This window comes from Corynebacterium sp. LK2590, from assembly GCF_040946105.1.
Taxonomy (GTDB): domain Bacteria; phylum Actinomycetota; class Actinomycetes; order Mycobacteriales; family Mycobacteriaceae; genus Corynebacterium.
Genome location: NZ_JAYWMH010000009.1, coordinates 1 through 16168 on the forward strand (window position 1 = coordinate 1; position 16168 = coordinate 16168).

Annotated in this window: 18 protein-coding genes; 11 read left to right on the forward strand and 7 right to left on the reverse strand. The window is 65.7% G+C overall.

What is annotated here, in order from left to right:
- Window positions 1-186 precede the first annotated feature (186 nt).
- The gene (locus VVR85_RS10615; protein ID WP_368520846.1) at window positions 187-1155 is read left to right on the forward strand and encodes a 1,4-dihydroxy-2-naphthoyl-CoA synthase; all 969 of its coding nucleotides are present in this window, start codon (window positions 187-189) and stop codon (window positions 1153-1155) included.
- 3 nt (window positions 1156-1158) lie between these two features.
- Here the strand turns inward: VVR85_RS10615 and VVR85_RS10620 are convergent, their stop codons facing one another.
- Window positions 1159-1992 (reverse strand): 3-hydroxyacyl-CoA dehydrogenase family protein, encoded by an 834-nt coding sequence (locus tag VVR85_RS10620; RefSeq protein ID WP_368520847.1) that lies wholly within the window; start codon window positions 1990-1992, stop codon window positions 1159-1161.
- A 172-nt stretch (window positions 1993-2164) separates the two neighbouring features.
- On the opposite strand from VVR85_RS10620, the gene VVR85_RS10625 reads away from it, so the two are divergent.
- The 3 genes from VVR85_RS10625 (at window position 2165) to VVR85_RS10635 (ending at window position 5121) form a co-directional block, all read left to right on the forward strand.
- Window positions 2165-2584, forward strand: coding sequence for a DoxX family protein (locus tag VVR85_RS10625; protein WP_368520848.1), 420 nt, complete (start codon window positions 2165-2167; stop codon window positions 2582-2584).
- A gap of 11 nt (window positions 2585-2595) precedes the next feature.
- Window positions 2596-3747 carry an o-succinylbenzoate--CoA ligase gene (gene menE, locus VVR85_RS10630; protein ID WP_368520849.1) on the forward strand — a complete coding sequence of 384 codons (1152 nt, stop codon included), beginning with the start codon at window positions 2596-2598 and terminating at the stop codon, window positions 3745-3747.
- A 105-nt stretch (window positions 3748-3852) separates the two neighbouring features.
- Window positions 3853-5121, forward strand: a complete 1269-nt coding sequence (locus VVR85_RS10635) for a DUF418 domain-containing protein (protein ID WP_368520850.1) — start codon at window positions 3853-3855, stop codon at window positions 5119-5121.
- Between the two features lie 33 nt (window positions 5122-5154).
- Here the strand turns inward: VVR85_RS10635 and VVR85_RS10640 are convergent, their stop codons facing one another.
- The gene (locus tag VVR85_RS10640) at window positions 5155-6090 is read right to left on the reverse strand and encodes an aldo/keto reductase (protein ID WP_368520851.1); all 936 of its coding nucleotides are present in this window, start codon (window positions 6088-6090) and stop codon (window positions 5155-5157) included.
- 11 nt (window positions 6091-6101) lie between these two features.
- The gene (locus VVR85_RS10645; RefSeq protein WP_368520852.1) at window positions 6102-6788 is read right to left on the reverse strand and encodes a metal-dependent transcriptional regulator; all 687 of its coding nucleotides are present in this window, start codon (window positions 6786-6788) and stop codon (window positions 6102-6104) included.
- 119 nt (window positions 6789-6907) lie between these two features.
- Here VVR85_RS10645 and VVR85_RS10650 point away from each other — a divergent pair, with 119 nt between their 5' ends.
- Genes VVR85_RS10650 through VVR85_RS10665 form a run of 4 tightly spaced genes read left to right on the forward strand, consistent with a single transcriptional unit; the run spans window position 6908 to window position 10329 of the window.
- Window positions 6908-7858, forward strand: a complete 951-nt coding sequence (locus VVR85_RS10650) for a metal ABC transporter substrate-binding protein (protein WP_368520853.1) — start codon at window positions 6908-6910, stop codon at window positions 7856-7858.
- 1 nt (window position 7859) lies between these two features.
- Window positions 7860-8627, forward strand: coding sequence for a metal ABC transporter ATP-binding protein (locus VVR85_RS10655; protein WP_368520854.1), 768 nt, complete (start codon window positions 7860-7862; stop codon window positions 8625-8627).
- Window positions 8624-9496 (forward strand): metal ABC transporter permease, encoded by an 873-nt coding sequence (locus tag VVR85_RS10660; RefSeq protein WP_368520855.1) that lies wholly within the window; start codon window positions 8624-8626, stop codon window positions 9494-9496. The genes VVR85_RS10655 and VVR85_RS10660 overlap by 4 nt, the downstream gene beginning before the upstream one ends.
- Window positions 9493-10329, forward strand: a complete 837-nt coding sequence (locus tag VVR85_RS10665; RefSeq protein WP_296202307.1) for a metal ABC transporter permease — start codon at window positions 9493-9495, stop codon at window positions 10327-10329. Before VVR85_RS10660 ends, VVR85_RS10665 begins: the two co-directional genes overlap by 4 nt.
- Before the next feature lie 116 nt (window positions 10330-10445).
- Here the strand turns inward: VVR85_RS10665 and VVR85_RS10670 are convergent, their stop codons facing one another.
- On the reverse strand, window positions 10446-11882 hold the full coding sequence (locus VVR85_RS10670) for an ATP-binding protein (protein ID WP_368520856.1): 1437 nt from the start codon (window positions 11880-11882) through the stop codon (window positions 10446-10448).
- 198 nt (window positions 11883-12080) lie between these two features.
- On the opposite strand from VVR85_RS10670, the gene VVR85_RS10675 reads away from it, so the two are divergent.
- Together VVR85_RS10675 and VVR85_RS10680 are read left to right on the forward strand one after the other, a co-directional pair.
- Window positions 12081-12977 carry a 1,4-dihydroxy-2-naphthoate polyprenyltransferase gene (locus VVR85_RS10675; RefSeq protein WP_368520857.1) on the forward strand — a complete coding sequence of 299 codons (897 nt, stop codon included), beginning with the start codon at window positions 12081-12083 and terminating at the stop codon, window positions 12975-12977.
- A gap of 34 nt (window positions 12978-13011) precedes the next feature.
- Window positions 13012-13911, forward strand: coding sequence for an AEC family transporter (locus VVR85_RS10680; RefSeq protein WP_368520858.1), 900 nt, complete (start codon window positions 13012-13014; stop codon window positions 13909-13911).
- On the opposite strand, the gene VVR85_RS10685 is transcribed toward VVR85_RS10680, so the two are convergent.
- On the reverse strand, window positions 13908-14162 hold the full coding sequence (locus tag VVR85_RS10685) for a DUF4229 domain-containing protein (protein WP_368520897.1): 255 nt from the start codon (window positions 14160-14162) through the stop codon (window positions 13908-13910). The genes VVR85_RS10680 and VVR85_RS10685 overlap by 4 nt on opposite strands.
- 314 nt (window positions 14163-14476) lie before the next feature.
- On the opposite strand from VVR85_RS10685, the gene VVR85_RS10690 reads away from it, so the two are divergent.
- Window positions 14477-14755 carry a hypothetical protein gene (locus tag VVR85_RS10690; protein ID WP_368520859.1) on the forward strand — a complete coding sequence of 93 codons (279 nt, stop codon included), beginning with the start codon at window positions 14477-14479 and terminating at the stop codon, window positions 14753-14755.
- A 24-nt stretch (window positions 14756-14779) separates the two neighbouring features.
- Here the strand turns inward: VVR85_RS10690 and VVR85_RS10695 are convergent, their stop codons facing one another.
- A complete protein-coding gene (locus VVR85_RS10695) occupies window positions 14780-15034 on the reverse strand; it encodes a helix-turn-helix domain-containing protein (RefSeq protein WP_368520860.1) in 255 nt (84 codons plus the stop codon).
- A 70-nt stretch (window positions 15035-15104) separates the two neighbouring features.
- Window positions 15105-16142, reverse strand: a complete 1038-nt coding sequence (ccsB, locus tag VVR85_RS10700; RefSeq protein ID WP_368520861.1) for a c-type cytochrome biogenesis protein CcsB — start codon at window positions 16140-16142, stop codon at window positions 15105-15107.
- Between the last annotated feature and the right edge of the window lie 26 nt (window positions 16143-16168).

Sequence of the window (16168 nt, forward strand, 5' to 3'; positions counted from 1 at the left end):
ACGGCTTGAGGTTTACAAGTTTACTTCAGGGTTTGGTGAAGTCAACCGTGGGGCTTGAGGTTTTCTGGTTCGCTTGTAGGTTTCTATTCTTTTGGACTTCGGTTCTTCTGGCCCTCTTTCATGGAGCCGGGTTTAGAGCGGTGCCCGCACGCCTTTTGTCCGTCGGGATTGACTACAGTCGAGACCATGACTGAGCAAAGGAAATACAGCACGGACAACCCGTTCAAGGCGGAGATGTGGGCGCCGGTTGCCGGCTTCGAGGACTTGACGGATGTGACCTACCACCGGCTGCGCGGGGAGAGCCGGGCGGATGGGATTGTGCGCGTGGCGATTGACCGGCCGGAGGTGCGCAACGCTTTCCGGCCGCACACGGTGGATGAGCTGTACCGGGTGCTGGACCACGCGCGGCGCACGCCTGATGTGGGCACGGTGCTGCTGACCGGTAACGGGCCCAGCCAGAAGGACGGCGGCTGGGCGTTTTGCTCCGGCGGCGACCAGCGTATTCGTGGTCGCTCCGGGTACCGCTACGCCACGGAGCACGCGCACGATGACGCCACGGCGGACGAGTCCACGGTGGATACCGCGCGCGAGAAGGTCGAGGGCGGGCGCCTGCACATCCTGGAGGTCCAGCGCCTGATTCGGACCATGCCGAAGGTGGTTATCGCCGTGGTCAACGGCTGGGCGGCCGGCGGCGGGCACTCGCTGCACGTGGTCTGCGATATGACGGTCGCCAGCCGCCAGGAGGCGCGCTTCAAGCAGACCGACGCGGACGTCGGATCCTTTGACGCCGGCTTTGGTTCCGCCTACCTGGCCAAGATGGTGGGCCAGAAGTACGCGCGCGAGATCTTCTTCCTGGGCCGGACCTACGACGCCCAGCGGATGTACGAGATGGGCGCGGTCAACGAGGTCGCCGATCACGGCGAGCTCGAGGACACGGCTATCCAAATGGGCCGCGAAATCAACATGAAGTCCCCCACCGCGCAGCGCATGCTGAAGTTCGCGTTTAACTTGACCGATGACGGCCTGATGGGCCAGCAGGTCTTCGCCGGGGAGGCGACCCGCTTGGCCTACATGACCGATGAGGCGGTCGAGGGCAAGGAGGCTTTCCTCGAAAAGCGCGAGCCCAACTGGGACGACTTCCCCTATTACTACTAGCCGCTACTTCTGCGGCTGGCCGTTTTCCCAGCGGTAGAAGCCCTCGCCGGACTTCAGGCCGAGCTTGCCGTCGTCGACCATCTTGTCCAGCAGCTCCAGCGGGGGGTCGGGGGTCCAGGGCAGCTCGTCGTCGTAGTGGCGCTCGATGTTGCGCACCGTGTCCAGGCCGACGCGGTCCATCATCTCCACCGGGCCGACGGTGCCCTGGGTCAGTTCCTTGAAGGCGGCATCGATAGCCTCCGGATCGGAGACGCCCTCGCCCAGGACGGTGAGGACCTCACGCTTGATGGCGGCCCAGACGCGGTTGATGGCAAAGCCGGTGGATTCCTTGTACACCGGCACGACCTGCAGGCCGTAGGTGGCCATGTGCTCCAGCATGAAGTCGAAGAGCTCCTGGTCGGTCTGGCCGGAGCCCATGATCTCGATGAAGTTCTGCACCGGCGGCATGGCGAAGTGCAGGTTCAAAAAGCGGGTCGGATCCTTGACGTGGTCCACGAAGGTGCTCGACGCGTAGGACGAGGAGTTGGTAGCCAACACGGCATCGTCGTCGAGGGCGTCCTTAAGACCCTCGTAGGTGTCGTTCTTGATATCGACGACCTCGGGGACGGCCTCGATGACCAGCCAGGCGCCACGGGCGGCCTCGTTGTTGTCGTTGAAGTACTTGACCTCGCCGGCGGAAAAGCCGCCGCCCTTGGTCTCGTTGAAGTTGGCCACGTGCTCTTCCAGGTTGGCGTCGATATAGGCCTTGGCCCTATCGAGGGCCTCCGGGGAGACGGGGTCGGGCAAGTGCACTACTCCGCCGCGGACGGAAAGCATCAAAGAGGTGCGCTGGCCCAAACGCCAGCGCCGATGACTACAACGGGACGGTTGTCAGCATTCTTCGGAAGTGCCAAAAGCCCAACCGTACGCTTAATAAATTCTGATGTGTCTGCGATAATTTTTGCGGACTTTTCAACAAGTTTTCTCTCTGGAATGGACAGCACATTAGTTAAAATGTAAAGTGTTGGCCATGAGAATCAGCAGCTCTATTACCCTCCTTGTTTCCCGTATTGCCCTCGGCATTATCCTCATGGGCCACGGCTGGCAGAAGTTCAGCGAGTGGGGAATTGCCGGAACCACCGACTCCTTCGACGCCATGGGCGTGCCGGCCGCCAGCCTGGCCGCCGTCGTGGCAGCCGTCATCGAATTCGTGGGCGGCATCCTCATCATCGCCGGCCTGTTCACCCGCTGGGTCAGCGGCCTAGTCGTCCTGCAGATGATCGGCGCCGGCGTCTTCGCCAACCACTTCTCCTCCGGCCTGTTCATCGACGGTGGCGGCTGGGAGCTCGTCGGCGCAATCGCCGCGGCCGCCCTCACCTTCGTCGCCGTTGGCGCCGGCCAGATTTCCCTGGACCGCATCTTCTTCGGCAAACGCGCCGCCCGCGGCTAAACTATGTGACCGTGACTCATCTCCTCGCCCCGCTAGCCGTCCACCCCGACCGGCCCGCCGCCATCCTCCCCGACCTGGAGGCGGCGATAGCGGGGCATAAGTCTTTTCTGCCCGTGCCCGCCACGGACCGCGCCAAGACCACCGTGCTGACCAATTCCCAGCGCTGCGGCCAGCCCATCGACGCCGACATCGCCCTGGTGGTACCCACCTCCGGGTCCACGGGCACCCCGAAGGGCGCGCAGCTAACCGCGGTCAACCTGGTCGCCAGCGCGGACGCCACCCACCAGCGCCTGGGCGGGCCCGGCCAGTGGCTGCTGGCGATGCCCGCCCACCACATCGCCGGCCTCCAAGTCTTGGTCCGATCGCTCGTCGCCGGCGTGGATCCCTGGTGCCTGGATCTGACGGAAGGCTTCAACGTGGACGCCTTCGCCCACGCCGCCGCAGAACTTAACCGCACCGGGGATCGCCTCTACACCGGCCTGACCCCCATGCAGCTGGGCAAGGCGCTAGACTCCCTGGCCGGCATCGAGGCGCTGCGCGCCTTCGACGCCATCCTGGTCGGCGGCGCGGCCCTGCACCCGCAGCTCGCCGAGTCCGCGGCCAAGCTGGACATCGCCGTCGTGACCACCTACGGCTCCTCCGAGACCGCCGGCGGCTGCGTCTACGACGGCCAGGCCCTGCCCGGCACCCAGGTCGCCGTGGACAACGGCCGCATCTACCTGGGCGGGCCCACCATCGCCCAGGGCTACCGCAACGTGCCGGATCACCCGGCCTTCGCCCGGCCCGGCTGGTTCGCCACCTCCGACGGCGGTCTCCTCCACGGCCAGGGCGAGACCGCCCGGCTGGAGGTCACCGGCCGCCTGGACAACATCATCGACTCGGGCGGGCTGAAGCTGCACCCCGAGGTGCTCGAGCGCGCCATCCAGTCCGTGCCCGGCGTCAACGACGTCTGCGTGGTCGGTGTCCCCCACCCGCGGCTGGGCCAGGCCATCGTGGCCGCCTACACCGGCTGGGCCTCCCGCGGGGACATCATCGACGCGCTCGAGGAAACCGATACCCCACGCTGGCAGCTGCCCAAGGATCTGCGCCGGATGGACGAGCTTCCCACCACCGGCCCGGGCAAGGTCAACCGCCAAGCAATCATCCAGCTTTTCCAGGGCTAGTTAGCGGCATCTTCGGGGCCAGCGCGCATGCTAGCCCCAGTAACTTTCCACCCGTCGCGTTTAGAGTTTCTGCTCAGTCAATTCGAAGCAGAAAGAAGGCTCTACATGAATAAAGGACACGGGGCGTTGCCGGCGTCTCGCATTGTGGCTCTGGACGTCCTGCGCGGCGTCGCCATCCTGGGCACCTTGCTCACCAATATCTGGATCTTCGCCAACCTGGCGCGGGACTTCGACACCGTGCTCTCCACCTCCACCATGGCGCAGGAGGTCACGAATTGGTTCACCGGCACCGCCACCGGACCGAAAGACGAGCTGCTCGTCGACTTCCTCCTCTACCTGGTCAGCGACGGCAAATTCCTCGGCCTGCTGACCATCATGTTCGGCATCGGCATGGAGATCCAGCGCCAGTCCGCGCTGCGCCGCGGCCTCCCCTGGCCCGGCGGCTACCGCTGGCGGGCGGGCCTTCTGGTCCTCGAAGGCCTGCTGCACTACATCTTCATCTTCTCCTACGACGTGCTCATGGGCTACGGCCTCATCGCGCTGGTCGTAGCCGGGCTGCTCGCCCGCAGCGAGAAGGTCCAGAACTGGGCCATCGGCCTCTCGCTGAGCGTCCACCTGGTGGTCCTGGGACTTATCACCGTGAGCAACTGGCAGGGCAAGCACGCGGCCCAAATGGATCTCAACGCGATGGGCGATGACGCAAACATCTGGGAGGAGCTCTTCCCCGACACCTCGCACTACTGGCCGATGGTCCAGGACCGCCTCGCGGGCTTCTGGAGCGGGCGCTACGAGGTAGCCATCATGTTTGCCATGGGCATTGCCCTCTTCCTCATCGGCGCGCGCCTCTACCGCGCCGGCCTCTTCCTCCCCGCGCAATCTCGCCTGCGCCGCCGGGTGCTCCTGCTCGCCTTCGGCGTCGGCCTACCCCTGGACTGGGCCCTGCGCGCCTTTGCCACCATGGACGCCAGCGCGATTACCCGCTACCTGACCTCCTCGTTCGCGGCCTTCGGGATCCTGGCCGCCGTGGCGGAGTTCTACGTGCGCAAGAACAACCACGCCGGCGTTATCGGCCGCTGCCTCCAAGCCGTCGGCCGGATGGCCCTGAGCTGCTATATCCTGCAGAACATCCTGGCGTCCCTGATCTTCTATGACTTCGGCCTGGGGATGACCCAGCGCATCTCCGGGCGGGGGCAGACCTGGTGGGTGCTGGGCATCTACCTGGGCATCTGCGCCTTCCTGGTGGTCTTTAGCCGCCTGTGGCTGTCCAAGTTCTCCCGCGGGCCAATCGAGCTGGTCTTGGCCGCCGCGCTGCGGCGCCTCAGCCCGCCCAAGGCGACGCCCGTCCCAGTCCGCGAGCCGGCCGTCGCCGGCTAGGCCGATAGCGCCGGCTAGGGCTGTGCCGCCGGCCTAGTTTTCCAGGCCAGCATCCATAAACGACAGGTGCTTGTCCGTGTAGCGCGCGCCGGCCACGGGGTGGGCGGCCACGGCGGCATCGACGGCCTCGACCTGGGCCGGGTCCAGCGGCTGTGCCGCGGCGTTGGCGCGGATGCGCTCCAGGTTGGTGCTGCCGGCCACCGGGTAGATATCCGTGCCCTGGGCCAGCAGCCAGCCCAGCGCGAGCTGCGCCGGGGTCATCCCCCACTCCTCGGCCAGCGCGAAGAGGGCCTGAGCCAGCTGCCTATTCGCCGCGAAGTTCTCCGCGTGCAGGCGCGGCGACGAGGAGTCATCGTTCGGCTGGGCCGAGCCGGCCAAAAAGCCCTTGCCCAGCGGGGAATAGGCCATGAAATCCAGGCCCAGCTCGCGGGCGACCGGCAGGACGGTGGCCTCCGGGCCACGGGTCCACAGGGAATATTCGTGCTGGATAACGCTGAGCGGGCATTCCGCATGCGCGCGACGGATGGTATCCGGGGCGGCCTCGCACAGGCCGAAACGGGCGACCTTGCCCTCCTGGATGAGCTCGCCGACAGTACCCGCAAACTCCTCGATGGGCACCTGCGGGTCCACGCGGTGCTGGAGGTAGACGTCCAATTGGTCCCTCCCTAGGCGCCGCAGCGAGCCCTCAGCGCTGGCCCGGATAACCTCCGGGCGGGAGTTGAGCCGGCCGGTCGGGGTGCCGCCTTCTATCTCCCAGCCGAATTTGGTGACCACGGTGCCGCGACCGCCCAGGGCCTCGCCCAGCAGTTCCTCGCCGGTAAACGGGCCCTGGATCTCCGAGGTGTCAAAGGTATCCACCCCGGCCTCCAGCGCGCCGCGCAGGACGTCGACCATCTCCGCTCGGCGCGGGGAATCCGGGTAGGAGTGCGGGGTCATGGAGGTACAGCCTAAAACTACGCGGGAAGTCATACCTGCCCAGTCTAGCCGTCGTTACCTGCCGGCCGGACGACCATTTCCTGGGCCACGCCCTCGGCCACGGTGAAGGTGGCCCCAGCGGAGGTTGCCACCTCTAACAGCCCGGCCATGGGGGCGGCGACCACGCGCAAGGCCGATCCCGGGTGCACGGAAAAGCGGTCGAGGTAGCGCAGCAGCTCCGGGTCGGAGTCGTTGACCTGCTCGAGGAGCACCTCTGCCCCGGGTTCTGCCTGGGCGAGGCGTTGCGGCGACAGCGGCTCCGAACTGCCGTCCGCGCGCGGGATGGGATCGCCGTGCGGGTCGCGGACCGGGTGCCCCAGGTGGGCATCGATAGCGTCGACGAAGCGATCGGAGGTGGCGTGTTCCAGGGCGTCCGCTTCGGCGTGGACCTCGTCCCAGCTATAGCCGAGGGTGCACACCAGGAAGGTCTCTAGCAGGCGGTGGCGCCGCGCCATCACCACGGCCAGCTCGCGGCCGGTCGGGGTCAGACCCACGCCGAAGTAGCGCTCGTGGACCACGAGCTCCTGCTTAGCCAGGCGCTTGACCGCCTCGGAGGCCGTGGGCAGCTTCTGCTGCAGCGCGGTGGCGAGCTCACCTAGCGCCATGGGGGTGCCCTCGCCGTGGCGTTCCTCATAGTCCCACAGGACCTTCAGGTAGTCCTGCGTGCGTTCGGGCAGATCGCTGACATGCATGGGGGCTATTTTAGCTAGCTCGTTGCAGAGCGCGGGGTTCACTGTGTACGGTCTTAGTTATTCAACCCATTGAACTTCGACATTCATTTCCATATTCTTGAAAGGAGGTGGCACCCACGGTGAAACGTCGCACTTCCCTGGCCGCTACGGCCCTGACGTTGGCTACCCTGACTGCCACCCTGACCGCCTGCTCGTCCGACTCCGCGGAATCCACCGGATCGGCGGGCAGCGCGGGCACACCCCTGACCGTCTTCGCCACCACCGGCTACCTAGCCGACGCCGTACACAACATCGCCCCGGACGCCGAGGTCACCACCATGGTCGGCCCGGGCGGCGACCCGCACACCTACCAGCCCACCACCCAGGACATGGAGGCCATGCGCGACGCCGACCTGGTCCTGTGGAACGGCCTGCACCTCGAGGCCCAGATGATCGACCAGCTCGAGTCCCTGGGCGACAAACAGCTGGGCGTCGGCGAGAAGCTCGACAAGCGCGACCTGTTGCCCTGGCCGGAACAGGGCCCGGAGGGCGAAAAACTCTACGACCCGCACATCTGGAACAGCCCGCAGCTGTGGTCCCAAGTGGTCGACGAAATCGGCGACAAGCTCGGCGAGATCGATGCGGACAACGCCGCGGATTACGAAAAGGCCGCCGACTCTTACGAAGAAAAGATCGCCGACGCCCACTCGAAGGCCGAAAAGGCGCTAGAAGGCGCCGACCCGCGCGTGCTGATCACCGGCCACGACGCCTTCAACTACTTCGGCAAGACCTTCAACTTCGAGGTCCACGCCACGGACTTCGTCACCACCGAGGCCGCGCTGTCACCGACGCAGATCTCCGAGCTGGCCGACACCATCGCCAAGGAGAAGGTGCCGGTCATCTTCCAGGACAACCAGGCCAATCCGCAGGCCATTACCTCCCTGAAGGAGGCGGTCCACTCCCGCGGCTGGGACGTTCACGTCTCCGACCAGGAGCTTTTCGCCGATACCCTGGGCCCGACCGCGCCGACGGATACCTACCTGGGCGCCTTCCAGCACAACGCCGAGGCCGTTGCGGAGGCGCTGTCCTAGAATGTCCACGCTTCACCAGGTGCCACGGGCACGCAGCAACGGCGATTGCGAGCGGGCGATGCTCCGCGTCAGCCACCTGACCGCCGGCTACGGCAGGCACGCAATTCTTAAAGACGCCTCCTTCGCGCTGCGCCGCGGGGCGATTACGGGGCTGGTCGGCGCCAACGGCGCGGGCAAGTCCACGCTGGTCAAGACCCTCACCGGGCTGATCAAGCCGCTGGCGGCGGAGGAGCTGTCCTTCGACGGACAGTCCCTCGACCGCTTCCGCCAACGGCTGGGCTATATGCCCCAGCACACGGACGTCGACTGGCAGTTCCCCGCCACCGTGGCTGATGTCGTGCGCATGGGCCGGCTGCCGCGCTTGCGCTGGTGGCAGTGGCCCAGCCGCGCGGACCGCGCGGCCGTGACGAAGGCCCTGCACGAAACCGGGATGGATAGTCATGCGCGCATGCCCATCGGGCAGCTGTCCGGCGGGCAGCGCCAGCGCACGCTTCTGGCGCGCACCCTGGTGAATGAACCCGACCTGCTCATCCTGGACGAGCCCTTCGCCGGCGTGGACGCCGCCAGCCAGGACGCCATCATGGCCATCATCCGCGCCCGGCGCGACGACGGCGCCGCGGTCCTGCTGGTCCACCACAACCTCGCGGAGGTCACCCACTACTGCGACGACGTGGTAGCCCTCGGCCACGGCCGCGTGCTGGCCACCGGGCCGGTGGCTGAGGCTCTGCAGGATTCCGTGGTCAATGAGATGTTCGGGTTGCCTGCATGAACCCGCTCGATCTCTTAGACAACTACACCTACACGCAGGCCCTCGTTGGCACCGTGGGCCTGGGCGTGTGCGCCGGGGCGCTGGGGCCGCTGATTTACCTGCGGCGCCAGTCGCTGCTGGCGGATGCGATCTCGCACTCCGCCCTGCCCGGCCTGCTCGTCGCCTTCCTCGCCGCCACCATGCTGGGGCTAAACGGCCGTAACCCGCTGGCGCTCGTCGTCGGCTCGGTGCTTTCCGGGGTGCTCGCCGTGGCGATCATCAACGCCCTGGTACGCCACACCCCGCTGCGCCCGGACGCGGCCATGGCGGCCACCTTAACCACATTCTTCTCACTCGGCATGCTGTTGATGCAGTACATTTCCCGCCACCCCCTGCCCGGCAAGGCCGGCATCCAGGACTACCTGCTGGGGAATGCCTCCACCCTCACGCGCGCCGATGTGAGCCTCATACTCGTCATTGGCGTCGGCACATTGTTGATTCTTTCTTGGGTACACGATAAACAGTCTGCCGTCGTCTTTGACGTCTCCTTTGCACAGGTGGCCGGCCTGGCTGTCCGGGTGCTGGACTGGTTAAGCTTCCTCGCGCTCACGGTGGTCACGGTCTCCGGGGTCAAGGTCTCCGGCGTGGTGTTGATGGTGGCCGTGGTCATCGCCCCGGCTGCCGCCGCCCGGCAGTGGACCACCCGCCTGCTCCCCTTCATTGCCCTGTCTGCCGCCTTCGGCGGGCTGGCCGCCGCGGTCGGGTGCTATATCTCCATTGCCTACGGACCGCTGCCCACCGGCCCGGTCATCGTCCTCGTCCAGGCCGCCCTCGTGGCCGTATCCTTCGCCCGCACAGGCTTAAGCCGCCGCCAGGAGGTGCGCGCATGAGTCTCGCTTTTTCCGCCTGTTTGCTGGCCATCCTCACTTCGCTGGCCTGCGCTATCCCCGGCATTTTTGTCGTGCTGAAGGGCGAGTCCATGGTCATCGACGGCATCGGCCACGCGGTCCTGCCCGGCATCGCCGTGGGCTACCTGTTCACCGCGGATATCGGCTCACCCTGGCTCCTGCTGACCGCCGCGCTCGGCGGGCTGGCCGTCGCCCTGCTCACCGAGTGGCTCGGCCGCGCCAAGCTAGTCACCGGCGATGCCTCCTTGGGCCTGGTATTCCCCGCCCTCTTTGCCTTCGGCACCATCCTGATTTCGACCAAGATGTCCCACGTCCACTTGGACGTGCACACCGTGCTGGTCGGTGATCTCAACCTGGCGGTTTTCGCCAACCCGAACTACCTCTGGGTCATGCTGACCGTGCTTATCATCAACGCCGCCTTTGTCGCCGTGGCTTTCCCGCGGCTGACGGCCAGCTCCTTCGATGCCGAGTTCTGCCGCATCCAGGCAATAGGCGGCCGCGGCCTGCACACCGCGTTCATGGCCCTGGTGGCGTTCAGCGCCACCGCGGCCTTCCACGCCGCCGGCGCCATGCTGGTCATCGCGCTCATGGTCTTCCCCGCCATCACCGCCCGGCTGCTGGCCCACCGCGTGCTGCCCATGCTGGGGCTCGCCTGCCTGGTAGCAACCGGCACGGCGATCGCCGGCTTCTGGGCCGCCTACCACCTCCAGGCTGCCACCTCCGCCGCCATGACCGTAGCCAACGCCGTGGTTTTCGCCGCCGCCCTCGGTGTCTATGCGTGGCGCAGCCGCCAGAACACCCGACGCCACATCTGAGCACAATAGAACATGGCTACTACACCAGCTTCCCACTCAACTTCCCACTTAACATAACACTGTGGGAAGTTAAGTGGGAAGCTGAGTGGGAAGTAGTAAACCCGGCTAATCTCCGACTAACGGCGCACAAGCCGATAACGTTGACGCGGGCTCCTCGTCGGCTCGGTCCGCTCCACCTTGCCTTCAGCAATTAATTCATTTAGCGCCTTCTGGACTGCAGTTCTACTCAACCCCGTAGCATGTACAGTCTCAGTCGTTGAAGCCGATACATAGCTTTCCAGGTGTGCGAGAACCTGATCACGGGCGGTCCCGTAGCTTTCAGTAGAGGCCACTCGCCGCCGGTGGAAGGTGATCGTAAAACTGTCGATTCGGTTGAGATAAGTCGGCGGGGGCATCAGCGCATCCGCTAGCGAACGTTGAATAGTGGGGATTCCTGTCCCCCGGTTTTCCGCCACAGCCCCGCCTCCCGGCAGTGGGATGTCTTCGAGGAAGGTAGTAATACGCTGATTTCTTGTGGAGCTAACTCCTGGTGCACCGAGCGTGCGCACCGATACCCCGCCGTAGAGACCACCTGGACTGGTAATTTCCAGCCGGTCGACGAACATATTGATCTGGACCGGCGCGCCCAGGCTGGCCGGCGAGTAGTCGCGGTGCATCAACGCGTTGACGAGTGCCTCTCGTACCGCAACAGGCGGATAGTCCGGGACATCGGTGCGGAAGACATCTCCAATTAGCGCCCCTGTACGCATGTTCCGCTCTACAGCCGCCACGCCTGCCTGAACAATTTCTGGAATACTTCCCGTGATGGTCTGGCTGTCGAGCAGCCGGTGGCCAGTGGCCACTTCTGCCTTGTCTGTACCAGGAAAAAGAGCAAAGGTGGCCGTCAGCCGGGGGTAGAACTCCTGCGGGTATTCGCCCATGACAAGCAGCGCAGCCAAAGTAGGATTGCTGCCCTTCGTAATGCGCAACCTCTTCAGCGCTAGATCACGCCCCTCAGCGAAGGTTTTAGGGCGGCGTTTCTCCTGCAAGGCAAGGAAACTGGACAACTGGGCATCACCCAGATCATCTACGCCTGCCTCGACAACGGCTTCTTCATCCCACTTTGGCTGCGCATGCTCTTCCACAAGACGATCGATTTCGTAGTTCGTCAAGCGTAAGTCACCGTCGCCAGTGCGCACATAACTCCCGCCGTATTTGCCTTGGTCCGTTACGTAACAAGGCTTATCGCGGCTAGGAAGGGCCTCGATCTTAGCGGCCAGGATTACCTCTCCCTCGAAGGGAATCAGATCGATTGTGGGGCGCACAGGTGGAGTTAGCTGCTGGCAGCGCTGTTCAAGCTGGTCTTGAGCTCTTCGCGCATCGAACCCCTCAATCGGCTGGAAGGCCAAGTCTTCAGTAAGTCCGACAAGCAATAGCCCGCCGTCGCCGTTAGAAAACGCGCTTAAAGACTCGCGGACGCTCTTACCCACGCCAGATTTAACTTCAACCGATTGCTCATCAGTGCCTATGAGGCGCAGATTCGCGACTAAAGTCGCCAGCTCGTTCTCGTTCATCCTATCCCGCTTCCGCCAGCTTCCCACTTAGCTTCCCATTTAACATAACACTGTGGGAAGTTAAGTGGGAAGTTAAGTGGGGAAGTTGACTTCGCCGGGTCGGAACTAGTGCTTTCGGGTGGGTAAGTTGGGATTCCGGCTGGCTCTGGGACGGCAGTTAGTTAAAGCGCTAACCGAGCGCGTGGCACAATGGGCTGTATGTCAGCTGCTGGAAAGAAGTACTCCGCCACCCGCGCGGATTGGATTGAAGGGGCCCGGCCGCACACCTGGGCCAACGCTTTCGCCCCGGTCGTCGCCGGCACCGGCGCGGCCGCCTCGCTGGGCCAGGCCCACCTCGGGCGGGCCCTGCTCGCGCTCATCGTGGCCTGGGCGCTCATCATCGGCGTCAACTTTGCCAACGACTATTCCGACGGCATTCGCGGCACTGACGATGACCGCTCCGGCCCGCAGCGGCTCACCGGCGGCGGGCTCGCCAAGCCCGCCCACGTCAAGTACGCCGCCTTCGGCTGCTTCGCCGTGGCCGGCATCGCCGGCATCATCCTGTCCCTGTGGGCGGGTGCCTGGTGGTTCATCCTCGTCGGCGCGCTGTGCATCGCCGGCGCATGGTTTTATACCGGCGGCAAGAACCCCTACGGCTACCGCGGACTCGGCGAGGTCGCCGTCTTCATCTTCTTCGGGCTGGTGGCCGTGCTGGGCACCGAGTTCACCCAGGCCGGCCGCATCTCCTGGACCGGCCTCGCGCTGGCCGTGGGCGTGGGCGCGATGAGCTCCGCGGTCAACCTGGCCAACAACATCCGCGATATCCCCTCGGACGCCGCCACCGGCAAGATCACCTTGGCCGTCACCCTGGACAACGAGCGCGCCCGCCTGCTGTTTACCGTGCTCCTGCTGTTGCCGGTGCTGCTGACCATCGGCATCGCCTTCGACTCCTGGCTGGCGCTGCTGGGCCTGGTCTACTTCCCGTTCGCGCTCGGCGCGGTGCGCACCGTCAACCGCGGCGCCCAGGGCCGGGAGCTCATCCCGATCCTCGGCATGGCCGGCCGGGCCATGCTCATCTGGGCCGTGGTCGTAGCCATCGCGCTGATCATCGTCTAGGCAGGATCCACCGACTGCAGGAAAGGTGCGCTAGATGCTAGGGGTTATCACCGGGTTCGCCATCATCCTGGCCGTCATCTTCGTCGGCTGGCTGCTCGCCGTGCGCGGGGTCATCGGCTCCGACCGCGAGCGCCTGATGTTCAACCGGGTGGCCTTCTACGCCGCGACGCCGGCTTTGCTCTTCCACTCCGTGGCGCGCTCGGATCCCGGGGTGGTCTTCTCCCCGGTCATCCTGGTAGTCATCGGGGCGACCGTCGTGGTCGCTGCCGTCTACGCGGCCCTGCACTTCCGCCAGTCCCTGCCGGATATCGCCTCCGGCGCGGCCGCGGCCAGCTACTTCAACTCCGTCAACATCGGCCTGCCGGTGAGCACCTACGTGCTGGGCGATTCCACGTATGCCATCCCCGTCGTCTTCATCCAGATGGTTCTGTTCACCCCGCTCATCCTGGGCGCGCTGGGCGGCAAGTCCCTGCTGGGTGGGATCAAGACCGGGCTGCTCTCCCCCATGGTGGTGGCCAGCTTCCTGGGCTTTATCGTGGCCTGGCGCGGCTGGGAAATCCCGGCGCCCATCATGGAGCCCATCGGCCTGCTGGGCGGGGCGTCCATCCCCATGATCCTGATGAGCTTCGGCGCCTCCCTGAAGACCTCCGCGGTGCTTTCCGATCCCTCCGCGCGCCGCCCCACCGCGACGGCAACGCTGCTGAAACTGGTGGGCATGCCGCTGGCGGCCTTCGGCCTGGCGAGCATTTTCGGCCTGAGCGCCGACGCCACCTACGCCGCGGTTATCCTCTGCGCGCTGCCCACGGCCCAGCAGGTCTACAACTACGCGGCCACCTTCCAGCGCGGCCAGACCGTCGCCCGCGACGTGGTCTTCCTGACCACCTTCGCCGCGCTGCCGGTGATGCTGGTGGTAGCCTTCCTCTTCGGCCGCTAGTTACGGCCGGCCAGCTCGCGCTGGACCCAGGCCTTGTGGGCCTTGCGCTGGCGGGAGTACTCGGCCAGCGAATTCGTGGCCTCGAGCCGCCACTTGGTGAAGATGAGCATAGACAGCGGCAGCGCCAGGAACAGGGCCAACAGCGCGGAGAGGATCAGCGGCACCGGGGCGCCAATGAGCATGGCCAGGCCCTGGATGACCGCCGTCAGGACCAGGAAGAGAACCAGGCGGGCCAGGCCGTACTTGGCCATCGCCTTGCGCGAGGCAGAGCGCAGCTCCGGGTCGGGCTTGGGCGGCTCGTGCTCGCCCCGCTCCCCCGCGGCGGCAGTAGCCGCATCGGCAGCCTGCGCCGCACCCGCCTGGCCGGCCGGCCGGGCGGCGCCCGCCGGGGTTGCCGGGGCAGCCGGGGTGGCCGGGGTGGCATCGTGAGCCGGGGCCGACGTGGGAGTCGATTCCGGGGTCGCCGCGGGGCGGTTCTGGGCTTCGTTATCGTGGGCTGACACGTCAGACATTTTACCTTCGCCTAAGCTAGTCGGTTAATTTTTGGTTAAGTACTATGGAGGGCATGGGACGCCTCATCCTTCTCCTCCTCATCGTTGCCGCCGTCATCCTAGTCTGGAAGGCCTTCGGCCCCGGCACGTGGGGCAAGCGGACCGAAATCCAGGCGGATAACCGCGCCCCAAGCCCCAAGCAGATCAAGGGCCCGGATGATGACGAAGAGTTCCTGTGGAACATTGAGAAGCAGCGCTTCAAGGAGCGCCGCGCGCGGGAGGCGCGGGAGGCCGAGCAGCGCCGCCAGCAGGAACGCCAGCGCCGGCAGCAGCCCCCGCAGGACGAGACCTAAGCCCCGCGGGCATGTGGGTGCGGCCTACTCGGACGCGTCCTTAAACGTGAGCTCCAGGCCCAGCGCCTGGGCCACGGCCGCGACCTTTTCCCACCGCACGCCCGTGCCGCCGTGCTCGATGGTGTGCAGCGTCGAGCGGGACACGCCCGCGTCCTCGGCGAGCTTTTGCTGCAGGATGCCGCGCTCCCGGCGGCACCGGGCCAGGTACTCGCCCAAGTGCAGCAACTGCGGATTGTCCCCGGCCGGCTTGCCGGGCTTGTTACGAGTGCGGTTTTCCATTCGGTAGACCTCCCGCCACCAATCGCGGCAGTAATGAGCTAGTGGGAGTGAGCTAGTGGGAAGCTCGCGGCTAGTTCAGGCCCGCGTAGGAGTGCAGGCCGGAGACCACCATGTTAATGAAGAACAGGTTGAAGATCATGGTGGCCAGCGCCAGGATGTTGACCCAGGGGGCGTACTTGCGGGCCGAGGGGGTCGCGCGCATGTGCAGGTAGGCCGCGTAGAGGATCCAGGTGGCAAAGGAGACGGTCTCCTTCGGGTCCCAGCCCCAGAAACGGCCCCAGGCGGACTCCGCCCAGATAGCGCCCAGGACAATGCCTAAGCCAAGGGTGGGCAGGGTGATGACCGCCAAGCGGTAGGCCAGCTGGTCCAGCTTCTTCGCCGAGGGCAAAATCATCGTGATGGTGCCCAGGAAGCCATGCTCCTCGCCCTTGGGCTGCGCGCGGCGCAGCAGATACAGAATCGAGGCGATGCCGGAGACAATACCGATGGACGCGCCCACGGAGACCGTGGTGACGTGGATGGGCAGCCAGTGCGACTGCAGCGCCGGGACGACCGGGGCGGACTCCGCGTACAGCTTGGTGGAGCCGTAGAACAGGAGGGCCAACATCGGGGTCAGCAGCCACGGCCACAGCGGGCGCCACTGCTTGCGTTGCAGGGAGATCGCGGCGACGACCATGGTGCCGGCGGTGACCATCAGGACGTACTCGTAGAGGTTGCCGAACGGGAAACGGCCGGTGGCCAGGCCGCGCAGGACAATCGCCACCAGGTGCAGGACCACGGCCAGCCAGATGAGCGACTGGGTCATGTTGCCAATCTTGTCGGCGCGGCGCTCACGGTGTGCAACCTCGTCCGCGGTCGGGGCGGGCTCGGCGCCCGAGGCCCCGACGGGGGTGGCGGCGGCGTCGCTAGACCCGGCGCCCACCGCGGCGAGCTCCTTGTTTTCCTTGCGACCCTTCGCCTTTTCTTCCTGGGCCGCGCGGCGGGTCTCCAAGAGGCTCTTCATGCGCCCGTAGTACATCAGGGACATGAAAAGGGCGACGATATAGATGACAAACGCGGTCTGTACCGCGATGTCCGAAAAGTTCGACAGGTTCTGATCGACCGGCATACACACCTACTCTGACAGATTGCGTT